This is a genomic window from Pseudogemmobacter sp. TB195, assembly GCF_058313095.1.
The window spans coordinates 66,357-79,404 of record NZ_JBZEGG010000021.1 but is presented as its reverse complement, the minus strand read 5'-3'; the positions used below and the strand labels follow the sequence as shown (position 1 = coordinate 79,404).

General features: G+C 64.7%; 9 protein-coding genes. 7 read left to right on the top strand and 2 right to left on the bottom strand.

Going from position 1 to position 13,048, the window contains the following annotated elements:
- Positions 1-450 precede the first annotated feature (450 nt).
- From AC4FS3_RS19950 to AC4FS3_RS19920, 7 genes are all read left to right on the top strand, one after another.
- Positions 451-1,338, top strand: a complete 888-nt coding sequence (locus AC4FS3_RS19950; protein WP_491021987.1) for a LysR family transcriptional regulator — start codon at positions 451-453, stop codon at positions 1,336-1,338.
- A 128-nt stretch (positions 1,339-1,466) separates the two neighbouring features.
- Positions 1,467-1,934, top strand: coding sequence for a formate dehydrogenase subunit gamma (locus tag AC4FS3_RS19945; RefSeq protein ID WP_198837846.1), 468 nt, complete (start codon positions 1,467-1,469; stop codon positions 1,932-1,934).
- Positions 1,934-3,469, top strand: a complete 1,536-nt coding sequence (locus tag AC4FS3_RS19940; RefSeq protein ID WP_491021986.1) for a formate dehydrogenase beta subunit — start codon at positions 1,934-1,936, stop codon at positions 3,467-3,469. Before AC4FS3_RS19945 ends, AC4FS3_RS19940 begins: the two co-directional genes overlap by 1 nt.
- Positions 3,466-3,690 (top strand): DUF4287 domain-containing protein, encoded by a 225-nt coding sequence (locus AC4FS3_RS19935; protein ID WP_198837848.1) that lies wholly within the window; start codon positions 3,466-3,468, stop codon positions 3,688-3,690. Before AC4FS3_RS19940 ends, AC4FS3_RS19935 begins: the two co-directional genes overlap by 4 nt.
- A 1-nt stretch (position 3,691) precedes the next feature.
- Entirely contained in the window at positions 3,692-6,601 is a 2,910-nt protein-coding gene (gene fdhF, locus AC4FS3_RS19930) for a formate dehydrogenase subunit alpha (protein WP_283177311.1), read from the top strand.
- Between the two features lie 19 nt (positions 6,602-6,620).
- On the top strand, positions 6,621-7,433 hold the full coding sequence (gene fdhD / locus AC4FS3_RS19925) for a formate dehydrogenase accessory sulfurtransferase FdhD (protein ID WP_491022030.1): 813 nt from the start codon (positions 6,621-6,623) through the stop codon (positions 7,431-7,433).
- Positions 7,423-7,656 (top strand): formate dehydrogenase subunit delta, encoded by a 234-nt coding sequence (locus AC4FS3_RS19920; protein WP_233092942.1) that lies wholly within the window; start codon positions 7,423-7,425, stop codon positions 7,654-7,656. The genes fdhD and AC4FS3_RS19920 overlap by 11 nt, the downstream gene beginning before the upstream one ends.
- Before the next feature lie 6 nt (positions 7,657-7,662).
- Here the strand turns inward: AC4FS3_RS19920 and AC4FS3_RS19915 are convergent, their stop codons facing one another.
- Entirely contained in the window at positions 7,663-8,325 is a 663-nt protein-coding gene (locus tag AC4FS3_RS19915) for a 4'-phosphopantetheinyl transferase family protein (RefSeq protein ID WP_491021985.1), read from the bottom strand.
- The gene (locus AC4FS3_RS19910; protein ID WP_491021984.1) at positions 8,318-13,048 is read right to left on the bottom strand and encodes a MupA/Atu3671 family FMN-dependent luciferase-like monooxygenase; all 4,731 of its coding nucleotides are present in this window, start codon (positions 13,046-13,048) and stop codon (positions 8,318-8,320) included. The genes AC4FS3_RS19915 and AC4FS3_RS19910 overlap by 8 nt, the downstream gene beginning before the upstream one ends.

Genomic DNA, 13,048 nt, shown 5'->3' with positions numbered 1-13,048 from the left:
CAACCGGACCACTCTGCCCCTGACATTGGGGCCTCGCGCGGATGCTACGCGTATGGACCAGGTTTCGGAAGCAGGAACAAAAGCGACAAGCCAGCTTTCGCGCGCCTGTTACAGGGCGGAATACCCTACCTGCCCGATACAGAGAGCGCGGGCACTGGCCTTCCACAAAGACTGGCTTTTCACCAATTCTGGCTTTCCACGGGCTTTGGCATTCGCGCGGTGCTTGCGCAGGGCGGCCGACAGGACGCGTTTCTTGCCGGACCTGCTGTGCCATTTGGTCAGCATCGGTCCGCCGTGGTGCATGACCACCGGCGCGGCCTTGCGTTTTGGCGATGTTCAGGGTTCTGTATGAAGCTGCGTGTGACGGGGCAAGTGCAGGTCTGCGGACAGACCAGAACCCAGCAACCACATGAAAAAATCAGCAAATAAGAATAGTGGCCGGAAACCGGAATGATCGACAAGCTGCAGATGTTCATCGCATTGGCGAAAGAACGGCATTTCGGGCGCGCGGCCGAGGCCTGTGGCGTCACCCAGCCTTCGCTGTCTTCTGCGATCCGCCAGCTGGAAGAGACGCTCGGGGTGCAGCTTGTGCATCGTGGTTCGCGCTTTCAGGGGCTGACGCCCGAAGGCAAACGCGTGCTGGAACGCGCGGTGCAGATCGTCGGCGATGTGCGCGCTTTGCGCGATGAGATGCGGGTCGCGCGCTCTGGCCTCTCGGGGCATCTGCGGATCGGGGTGATCCCGACGGCCCTGCCGATGGTGGCAGAACTGACCCGCCCTTTCCTCACCCGCCACCCCAATGTCACCCTGTCGGTTCTGTCGAGAACATCGACCGAGATCCTGACCGGGATCGAGAGCCTCGATCTCGACGCCGGCATCACCTATCTCGACAATGAGCCGCTGGGGCGCGTGACCCAGGCGCCGCTTTATCCGGAATTCTACCGGTTCATCTGCACGCCCGGGTCGGAAATGGCGGGGCGCGACCGCATCTCCTGGTCCGAGGCCGCGACGCAGCCGCTTTGCCTGCTGACCCAGGACATGCAGAACCGCCGCATTGTCGACCAGAACCTCGCCGCGGCGGGGGGGCTGCGCACCCCAGGCGTCGAAAGCAATTCCTCGATCGTGCTGGTGAGCCATGTGCTGACAGGCAACTGGTGTTCCATCGTCTCGAAACGTCTGGCCGATATCTTCGCCGGTGGCGGCCAGATCGTCACCGTGCCGCTGGTCGAACCCGAGGTTGAACATATGGTTGGCCTGATCTGCGCGCGGCGTGACCCACAAACGCCCGTCATCGCAGCGCTGATTGACGAGGCGCAGAAGTACCGCGCGCGGCGCTGACACCCGAAAGGCAAAACCAACCAAATCCCTCGAGATTTGATAGGATTTACCTATCACATAACGGGCAATATGAATTGATTGACCTATCATAAGGTTTACAAATCAACGGGCCAGCGAAAGGCCCGCATATGCTTGATTCTGTAGACATCGCCGCCCGTGTAGAAGAGATCCTCGCCGCCCATTCGGGCACTGAGGGCGCGCTTTTGCCCATTCTGCATTCGGTGCAGGAAAGCTTTGGTTACGTGCCGGAGGAGGTGCTGCCGCAGATCGCGCAGCATCAGAATATCTCCAAGGCCGAAGCCTATGGCGTGATGACATTCTACCATGATTTCAGGGCGAAACCCGCCGGAACCCATGTGCTGAAGCTGTGTCGTGCCGAAAGCTGCCAGACCATGGGTGCGGACCGTGTGGCGGCCCATGCGAAAGAGACGCTGGGCCTCGACTGGCATGAGACGACACCCGACGGAAAGATCACGCTGGAGCCGATCTTCTGCCTTGGCCTTTGTGCCTGCGGCCCGTCGGCGCTGGTCGACGGCAAAGTGGTTGGCCGCCTGACCGAGGCGAAACTTGACGCTATCGTGAAGGGTATGCGCTGATGAGGATCTGGATCCCCCGCGACGCAAGCGCAAAGGCGCTTGGAGCAGAAGAGGTTGTAACGGCTGTGAAGGCCGAGGCGGCGCGCCGTGGTGTTGAGGTGACGATCACCCGCAACGGCTCGCGCGGCATGGTCTGGCTGGAGCCGCTGGTCGAGGTGGAAACGCCTGAAGGCCGCGTGGCCTTTGGCCCGATGACTCCGGAAGACGTGGCGCAGATCTTTGATGGCGGTGAACTGGCGCTTGGCCTCACCGAAGAGCTGCCCTGGCTCAGGGCCCAGACCCGGCTGACCTTCGCCCGCTGCGGCATCATCGATCCGGTTTCGCTGGATGAATATCGGGCCCATGGCGGCCTCAAAGGCCTGACCCGGGCGCTGGCAATGACCGGCGCCGAAGTTGTTCAGGAAGTGCTGAATTCCGGGCTGCGTGGCCGGGGTGGCGCGGGCTTCCCCACCGGCATCAAATGGAAGACCGTCCATGATGCGCCCATAAAACCGGAACTGGGCGAGAAGAAATACATCGTCACCAATGCCGACGAAGGCGACTCGGGCACCTTCGCCGACCGCATGATCATGGAAGGCGACCCCTTCACCCTGATCGAAGGCATGATCATTGCCGGGATCGCGGTCGGCGCCACCAAGGGCTTCATCTATTCCCGCTCGGAATATCCGGACGCGAATGAGGTGATGGCGGCGGCGATCGCAGTGGGCCGCGTTGAGGGGCTTCTCGGGCAGAACGTGCTCGGCTCGGGCAAAGTGTTTGAGCTGGAACTGCGCGTCGGCGCCGGTGCCTATGTCTGCGGCGAAGAGACCGCGCTCCTGAACAGCCTTGAGGGCAAGCGCGGCACGGTGCGCGCCAAGCCGCCGCTGCCGGCGCTGCAGGGGTTCATGGGCCGCCCGACGGTGGTGAACAACGTCATTTCGCTGGCCTCGGTGCCGGTGATCCTGGCGGAAGGCGCCGAGCATTATGCAAGCTTTGGCATCGGCCGCTCGAAAGGCACGATCCCGCTGCAAATCGCGGGCAATGTGAAACATGGCGGCCTTTTTGAAATCGCCTTTGGTCTGACGCTGGATAAGATCGTCAATGAGATCGGCGGCGGCACGGCTTCCGGTCGCCCGGTCAAGGCGGTGCAGGTCGGTGGCCCGCTGGGCGCCTGGATCCCGGTCAGCCAGTTCGACACGCCTTTCGGCTATGAAGAATATGCCGGCCAGAATGCGCTGATCGGCCATGCCGGTCTGACGGTTGCCGATGACACCGCTGATATGATGGCGATGGCGCGGTTCGCGATGGAATTCTGCGCGATTGAAAGCTGCGGCAAATGCACGCCCTGCCGGATCGGCGCGGTGCGCGGCGTCGAGACGCTTGACCGTATCGCACGCGGTGACACAGCGGCGATCCCGCTGCTGACGGATCTGTGCGAGACGATGAAATCGGGATCGCTTTGCGCGCTTGGCGGCTTCACCCCCTACCCGGTGATGTCGGCCCTGACGCATTTCCCGGATGATTTCACGGGCGCCGCCCGCGAGGCCGCCGAATGAACACCGCCCCGATCAGCGGACAGGTTAAGGGGCCCGCCTCTTACTTTCCCTCGATCGAGGCGAAATATGGCCAGCCAGTGCAACATTGGCTGGACCTTATTGCGACACAAACCGGCCAGCCCCATATGAAGATTGTCGGTTGGCTGAAAGAAACCCACGGTCTTGGCCACGGCCACGCCAATGCGCTTGTTGCTCATGCGCTGAGCCAGAAGGACATATGAGATGAAAGATTTCATCATCCCCGCCCCGATGTTCTCCGACCGCGACATGGGCACGCCCGCGTCGAAGTCGAAGACGCAAGTGACGCTGGAGATCGACGGCTTCGAGGTCACCGTGCCCGAGGGCACCTCGATCATGCGCGCCGCCGCCGAGCTTGGCATCACGGTGCCGAAGCTTTGCGCGACCGACAGCATTGATGCTTTCGGCTCCTGCCGCCTTTGTCTGGTCGAGATCGAGGGCCGCAACGGCACCCCCGCTTCCTGCACCACGCCGGTCGCGCCCGGGATCAGGGTCAAGACCCAGACCGGCAAGCTGAAGCAGCTGCGCAAAGGCGTGATGGAGCTTTACATCTCCGACCACCCGCTGGACTGCCTGACCTGCGGCGCCAATGGCGATTGCGAGTTGCAGGATATGGCCGGTGCCGTGGGCCTGCGCGATGTGCGCTATGAGGCGGAAGCCAATCACTTCCTTGCGAAAAACACCTCGGGCGAAGCCAATATCGACTGGCTGCCGAAGGACGACTCGAACCCCTATTTCTCTTATGATCCGTCGAAATGCATCGTCTGCAATCGTTGCGTTCGTGCCTGCGAAGAAGTTCAGGGCACTTTCGCGCTGACCATTGAAGGCCGTGGCTTTGAGAGCCGTATCCATGCCGGCGTCAAGGATGACAGCTTCCTCGCCTCGGACTGCGTCTCCTGCGGCGCCTGCGTCCAGGCCTGCCCCACCGCGACCCTGATCGAAAAATCGGTGCTCGACATCGGTACGCCGGACAAATCCGTCGTCACCACCTGCGCCTATTGCGGCGTCGGCTGCCAGTTCAAGGCCGAGATGCGCGGCGACGAGCTGGTGCGTATGGTGCCCTATAAGCATGGCAAGGCGAACCGTGGCCATTCCTGCGTCAAGGGCCGCTTTGCTTACGGCTATGCGAGCCACAAGGATCGCATCCTGAACCCGATGATCCGCGACAGCATCAACGATCCCTGGCAGGAAGTCTCCTGGACCGAAGCCATGGATTTCGCGGCATCGCGCATGAAGGCGATCCAGGAGAAATATGGCCGTCAGTCGGTCGGCGTGATCACCTCCTCGCGCTGCACCAATGAGGAAACCTACCTCGTTCAGAAACTGACCCGCGCCGTCTTCCAGAACAACAACACCGATACCTGCGCCCGTGTCTGCCATTCGCCGACCGGCTATGGGCTTGGCCAGACCTTCGGCACCTCGGCCGGCACCCAGGATTTCGACTCGGTCGAAGCGGCTGACGTGATCCTGGTGATCGGCGCCAACCCGCATTCCGGCCACCCGGTCTTTGCCAGCCGGATGAAAAAGCGCCTGCGTAAAGGGGCAAAGCTGATCGTTGTCGATCCGCGTCGTACGGAATCGGTCGAAGGCCCGCATTACCGCGCCAAACATCACCTGGCGCTTAAGCCCGGCACCAATGTGGCCGTGGTCACCGCGCTGGCGCATGTGATCGTAACCGAGGGGCTTTACAACGAAGAATTCATCCGCACCCGCTGCGACTGGGATGAATTCCAGGACTATATGGAATTCGTCGCCGACCCGCGCCATTCGCCCGAAGCCATCGAGATGCTGACCGGCGTTCCGGCCGCAGAAGTGCGCGGCGCGGCCCGTCTCTACGCCACCGGCGGCAATGCGGCGATCTATTATGGCCTCGGCGTGACCGAGCACAGCCAGGGCTCGACCACCGTGATCGGCATCGCAAACCTCGCGATGCTGACCGGAAATATCGGCCGCCCCGGCGTTGGCGTGAACCCGCTGCGCGGGCAGAACAACGTGCAGGGCTCCTGCGATATGGGCTCGTTCCCGCATGAACTGCCGGGCTACCGCCACGTCAAGAACCCGGAAGTCCGCGCGATCTATGAGACGCTCTGGGATGTGAAGATCGACCCGGAACCCGGTCTGCGGATCCCGAACATGCTGGATGCGGCAGTCGAGGGCACCTTTAAGGGTCTCTATTGCCAGGGCGAAGACATCCTGCAATCCGACCCCGACACCCATCACGTCGCCTCGGGCCTTGCTGCGATGGAATGTGTCGTCGTTCATGACCTCTTCCTGAACGAGACCGCGAATTACGCGCATGTCTTCTTCCCGGGCTCGTCCTTCCTGGAAAAAGACGGCACCTTCACCAATGCCGAACGCCGCATCAATATGGTCCGCAAGGTGATGGCCCCGAAACAGGGCTATGCCGACTGGGAAATCACCCAGATGTTCGCGAACCGCATGCTGGAAGATCAGGGCCGGGCGAAATGGGGCTACACCCACCCCGCCCAGATCATGGAAGAGATCGCCATGACCACGCCGTCTTTCGCCGGTGTGAGCTATGAGAAGATCGAGACCATGGGCTCGGTGCAGTGGCCGGTGAACGATAAGGCGCCGGAAGGCACGCCGCTGGTCCATGTCGATGGCTTCGTGCGCGGCAAAGGCAAATTCATCCGCACCGAGTATGTCGCGACCGATGAGAAGACCGGGCCGAAGTTCCCGCTCCTGCTGACCACCGGCCGCATCCTCAGCCAGTATAACGTCGGCGCGCAGACGCGGCGCACCGACAACACCGCCTGGCATCCCGAGGATATGCTGGAAATCCACCCGCATGACGCCGAGAACCGCGGCATCCGCAACGGGGACTGGGTGCGGCTGGCCTCGCGTGCCGGGGTCACGTCCTTGCGCGCGGATATCACCGACAAGGTCTCGCCGGGCGTGGTCTATACCACCTTCCACCATCCCGACACCCAGGCTAACGTTATCACCACCGATTTCTCGGACTGGGCGACCAACTGCCCGGAATATAAGGTGACAGCGGTGCAGGTCAGCCCCTCGAACGGGCCATCGGACTGGCAGGAAGAGTATAACGCTCAGGCAACCCTGTCGCGCCGCATCCTGCCCGCTGCGGAGTAAGGCGGAGGCTGAAATGACCATGGGTGCAAAGCCCGTTCCGCGCCTCTTCTTCGGGGCGCGGGATGGCACGGAAACAATCGAACAGGGCAATCGCACCCTGCCGCAGGAATTTGCGGTGGCCTTGTCTTTCAATGGCACCACCCAGGCGGTGATGATGGCGACCCCTGCGGATCTGGTTGATTTCGCTTATGGTTTCGCGCTGACCGAAGGGATAGCGCGCCCGCATGAGGTCGAAGAAATCACCGTGGTCGAGGGCGAGCGCGGCATTGACGTGCAGTCCTGGCTGGTGCCTGAGGCCGAGGCGCGGCTGGCCAAACGCCGCCGCACCATGGCCGGCCCGGTCGGCTGCGGGCTCTGCGGTATCGACAGCATCAACGAGGCGCTGCGCGACCTGCCCCCCGTGCCGCCCTCCCCTTTCCGCATGATCCCGGCCGAGGTGCGCGAGGCCATCGCCGCCCTGCCCGCCCATCAGCCGCTGCATGACGTGACGCGCGCCGCCCATTGCGCCGCTTACTGGGTGCCAGGCGGGCTTTTCGCGGCGCGCGAAGATGTCGGGCGGCATAATGCGCTCGACAAACTCGCGGGTCATCTGATCCGCCACGATCATCCCGAAGGCGCAGTCGTCCTGACCAGCCGCGTCTCGACCGATATGGTGCAGAAGGTCGCGGCCATCGGCGCCGGGATGCTGATCGCGGTCTCGGCCCCGACTGCTGACGCCGTGGCGCTGGCCGACCATCTCGGCATTACCGTAATCGCGCTCGCCCGCCCGGAGCGGTTCGAGCTTTTCACCCATTCTGACCGCATCGTGACGGAGCAATCCCATGCAAACTGACGGCATCAACCCGAAAATCTCGCGCATGGCCAACCAGATCGCCATGTTCATGGAGAGCAAACCCGAGGCCGAAGGCATCGAGGGTCTTTCCAGCCATATCAACGACTTCTGGGAACCCCGGATGCGCCGCCAGTTCTTTCAGCTGATCGATGCCGGTGGCGAGGGCCTGCGCCCGCTGGTGATCAAGGCCTCTGAAAAGATCCGCCGCCCCGATCCGGCCTGACCCTGCTCAGGCGGTGGCCCGGGTCGCGATCCAGGCCACTGCCAGCACATGCCCGGCACATAGGGTGATGCGCCCTTTGATCTCTGAGCCGCTTTCAAAAGGCGCAACCCCCGCGAGAAATCGCGCCCGGAACACCTCGCCCGTGATCGTCACCGTCAGCATCTCTGGCCCGAAAAGCCGGCGCGTCAGCGGATATTGCGCCTTATAAGCCGCCTCTTTTGCACAAAATACCAGCAACCCCGGATCCCCCTCTGCAACGACCCGGTCCTCTTCTCCCGTCACCAGCGCCGCAACTGCGGGGTCAATGGGGCGCAGCGGTTCCAGATCCAGACCGAGACCCGCAAGACCGGTCGAGACCGCCGCGATACAGGTCAGATCCGAATGGCTGATCGAACCCGCAAGGCCAAAAGGCCAGACCGGCGCCCGGTCCGGGGCCTTTGGAACTGCGACCGGCTGCAGCCCTGCCGCAACCATCGCAAGACGCGCCGCCTGACGCCCGGCGGAGAACTCGGCCAGGCGCCGGGGCACCATGCCCTGACCCTCCTCACCCTGCCATAGCGGCCAGGCGTGACGCGGATCGGCAGAGGCGGTAAAGCACCCCGCCGGCAGCAATTCCACCGCCCGCGCCGCCAGGGTCTCGCCCGGATCAGGCATCCCCGGATCAGGCATCCATGCCCCGACGTGCAAGCCGCATCGCCCGGCGCCGCGCCATGGCCTCGTCAAGCCCGGTCGCAACCGCCACGGGAGCAGGCGAGACCTGAACCAGAGCCACAGGCGCCGCCGGGGCAGAAGCGGGCGCAAAAACCGGCGCCCGTACCGGCACAACCGCAGTAAGTGCACCGCCCGAGATATGCGCAACCAAAGCGTCGAGCACCGGGAAGCGGAAGATATCGGTGATCGAGACCTTCACCTGCGGCAGGCGCTCGCGGATCTCGCGATGAGTCTGAACCGCCAGCAGCGAATGGCCGCCAAGCGCGAAGAAATTGTCCTTCGGCCCGACCCGCGCCACCCCCAGCACCCGCGCCCAGATCTTCGCGATCTCAGTGCCGATCGCCGGGTCATCCCCGGAACCGTTCGTGGGGCCGTTCGCGGGGCCAGTCGCGGGATAAAGGGCGCGATCCCCCACGCCCTGCGCCAGGCCGGGCTGCGACTGCGCGACAGCAGACGCCGCCACAGGCGCCAGGGCCTCCGGCGCTGCTGGCCCGGCCCCGGGCAAGAAGCGCAGCGGCGCCGGCAGCGCCTTACGGTCCACCTTTCGGTTCGGTGTCAGCGGGAAGCGCTCCACCGCAACATAATGCACAGGCCTCATATGGTCCGGCAGCTCCCGCGCCAGCGCCGCGCGCAATTCCGCCTCACCCGCGCCGCCGCCGATATAGGCCACCAGCCGCAGATCGCCCGGCTGATCTTCCCGCACCATCACCACCGCCTGGGTCACCCCCGGCTGCGCCTCAAGCACCGCCTCGATTTCCCCCAGCTCGATCCGGTAGCCGCGCAGCTTCACCTGGGCGTCGGCCCGCCCGATATAATCGACCCGCCCATCCGGACGCAGCCGGACGAGATCTCCGGTCTGATACATCCGCCCCGCCCCGCCTGCTCCAGAATGGAAGGGGTTTTCGACAAAGCGCTCCGCCGTCAGGTCCGGCCGCTGCCAATAGCCCCGGGTCACGCCCTCGCCGCCGATCCAGAGCTCACCCTCGACGCCTGGCGGCACGGGCCTGCGCGCGCCGTCCAGCACATAAAGCAGCTGGTTCGCAAGCGGCGTCCCGATAGTCACCACCGGCTCCGGCGCAAGAACCTCCTCGACCGAAGACCAGATCGTCGTTTCCGTCGGGCCATACATGTTCAGAAGCCGAGCCACACCGGCCGCCTTCAGTTCAGCTGCCAGCGCGCCCGGCAAGGCCTCACCGCCAACCATCATCGTCCTGACACCCGCAAGCGCGCGGCGGCTTTCATCATCCATCAGGATCATCCGCGCCATCGACGGCGTGCATTGCAGATGCGTAACCCCATGGCGGTGGATCTGCGCCGCGATCGAGAAATCATCCGGCGCAGGCCCGCCCTGATTGGCCAGCCGCACAACCTCTGCCAAAGGCTTCAGCCCCTCCAGCACCACCTCCGGCGCGATGCCGTAATCGACAAGGCAAGCCACCTCGCCCACGCCAATCGCTTTCAGCGCCTCCACCCGGTCCAGCGCATCCTCGATGGTGCCGAACAGCCCCGAATCCTCGAAATAGCGCTGGAAAGCGAAATCGAGGATCGCGTCATTCTCTTCTGCCGACAAAGCCGCAAGGTCGATATCCATCGGATTGGCCGCGCCCGCCGGTTTTTTGAAGGCCGGGAAGGCCCAGGCATATTGCTTCACCAGAGCCGCCGCCGAGGCGAGATAGGATTTCATCGGCGCCTCGGCGACGCGCCGCGCCTCCTCCCGCGTGGCCGCAATATAGGAATGCAGCATCAGCGTGACGGTGAAATCGGCCGGATCATGCCCGGCCTCGCGCAGGGCATCATGATAAAGCGTAACTTTTTCAGCAACTTCGGCAATCGACTGGCCCAGAAGATGGGTCAGCACATTGGCCCCGGCACGGCCCGCCTCGGCCCAGGTTTCCGGATTGCCGGCGGTCGTCACCCAGACCGGAAGTTCCTTTGACACCGGGCGCGGCTGGGTCCTGACCGTAAATGTCGTGCCATCCGCTTTGGGGAAATCCACCCCTTCGCCGCGCCACAGCGCCCGCACATCTCTGATCGCCTGGAACATCGCCGCCTTGTTATGCGGCGGCGCATTTTCCGGGCGCAGCACGAAATCATCGGGGTGCCAGCCGCTCGCAAAGGCCAGGCCTGCGCGCCCTGCGGTCAGATTGTCGATCACCGCCCATTCCTCGGCGATCCGCGCGGGATGATGCAGCGGCGCCACCACCGACCCCGCCCTGACCCCGATATTCGAGGTCACCGCCGCCACGGCCGCCCCTGTCACGCTCGGGTTCGGATAGGGGCCGCCAAAGGCGTGGAAATGCCGCTCCGGCGTCCAGACCGCGACAAAGCCATTCTGATCGGCAAAGCGCGCGCCATCCAGCAAAAGCTGGTATTTCTTCGGCCCCGGCCCGTCATCATTGCCCCAGTAATACAGCGAGAAATCCATCGCTCTCGCCGAGGTGATCCGCGCCCCCGAAACCAGCACCCGGTTCTCATCCGAGGAAATCACCACCTTAAAGCCGCGCGCCAGCGTCCAGAACAGCTCGAGCACCGAGATGTCGAAAGACAGCGAGGTCACCGCGAGCCAGACCCCGGGCTCCGGCCCGATCCGCTGATCCATACCGGTGAAGAAATTCGCGACATTCCTGTGTTCGACCTGCACCCCTTTGGGCCGCCCGGTCGAGCCCGAGGTATAGATCATATAGGCGACATCTTCGGGCCGCGCGTCGCTTTCCGGATTGGTTTCGGGGGCCAGGGCAAGGCGCGGATCCTGGTCCAGCACCAGCTTCTCCACCCCTGCGGGCAGACCTGCCGCCAGATCCGATTGCGTCACGATCACCGGGGCGCCGCTGTCTTCCGCGAACAAAGCCAGCCGCTCGGCCGGATAGGCCGGATCCATCGGCACGTAGGCGCCGCCCGCTTTCAGGATCGCCAGCGCGCCGGCCACCAGATCGACGCTGCGCCGGGTGGACAGCCCGACCAGCACACCCGGCCCGACCCCCATCTCACGCAGCACATGCGCCGCCCGATTGGCCCGGGCATTCAGCGCGGCATAGCTGAGTTCCTCGCCTTCAAAGGCCAGCGCCGGCGCATCGGGTGTCCGCGCCACCTGGGCCTCAAAGGCCGTGTGAACCATGACGGCGCGGTCATGCTCCACCTCCGTCTGGTTGAAGTCCCTGATCACAAGGTCATATTCCTCAGGTGTCAGAGCCGGCAGATCCGCCAGACGCAGATCTTTGGCCGCAGTAACTGCCCGCGCAACCTCCCCCGCCAGCCAGTCGATTCGCAATGCCAGCGCCTGCGCCGCCACCTCGTCCAGACGCGCCGCATCCCAGAGCACCGCATCCGGCGTCAGCACCAGCCCGGCGCCCTCGACCGGCTCTGCCTCTGACAGTGCGACCGGTGGCACCGCCACGCCCATGAGCGCCGCATCCCGCGCCATCAGATCCAGCGGCCAGCCCGTCGCCGGGCGCGCCAGTGCCGCCTCAACCGACGCCAGCGCCGCCATCACCGTCTCACCGGCTGCCTCGCCCCCCGCGCGCAATGGCTCCCAGGCCGCGATATATCCGGCACGGCCTTTCGCCGCCCTCGCGAAATCGCCGGCGGTGGTTCCGGTCGCGCGGAGGCCGGCCAGCGCAAGCGCCCCCAGCCCGTGCCGCCGCCCGAACGAAATCCGGCGCCAGTCAGCCATGCCGCCTTGTTCCGCCCGCAACGCTGCCGGCACCCCGACCGGCAGGGCAACCGGATGCAGCGCCAAAAGCGCCGCCCGGAGCCGCGCCTCCTGCAGCACAACCGCTGCAAGCTCCGCCGTAAGCTCCTCCGCCTCAGCCGCAGCCAACAGAGGCAAGGAAGCCGCCTTCACCGCCTCAGATGCCACCGCCCGGCCCGAGACCTGGCAGCTCAGCCGGTCGAGCCGCACCGCCCCCGCGCCGCAGGCCACCACCAGCCCTTCCGGCCCGGCATGAAGCACCGCACCCGGCACGCCATCGCCCGCCGCCAGGGCAGCTGAGCCGACATTCAGCACCTCAGACCCGGTGTCGATTTTCGCCGTTGTCAGCGGATTCCAGTAACGCCCGTGATCAAGGCCACGGACCAGACGCATCACCTCGGTCGCAGGCCGCGTAAAATCGATCCGCCCCATCGCTGCCGGCCGATCCGCGCCGCGATGCATCAGGCCGCCCCCCACACTTTGCACGCGCGGCGCCGCGCCACTTTCCAGCGCCGCCATCACCTCGGGGAAACTGTCGAGCCCTTCCTCAAAACAGCGTGTGTTCAGCGTCAGTGCCGTCTCATCGGCGTCGAGGTCAAACCGGCGCTCCGCAAAGATGCGCCCCTGATCAATCCCGCCCTCGATCAGATGCCAGGTCACGCCATGCCGCGTCTCACCCGCAAGGATCGCCCAGACCGGCGCATTCAGCCCGGCATGTTCCGGCAAAGGCCCGTCATGGAAGTTCACCGCACCTTTTGACGCCCGCCCCAGCACTTCGGGCCCCAGCAGCCGCAGATTGGCGACCGAGAGAATCCAGTCCGCCTGCGGTAAATCTTCCGGATCGCAAAGCATCAGCCCCGCCCCCCGCGCCCAGTCCCGGACCGGCCCCGCCTCACTGACCACCGCGACGATCCGATGCCCGCGCGCCAGCCAGAGCGCGCCACATTCGCGCGTCAGCGTCTCATTGCCGATCAGGATGGCGGTCAGGCTCAT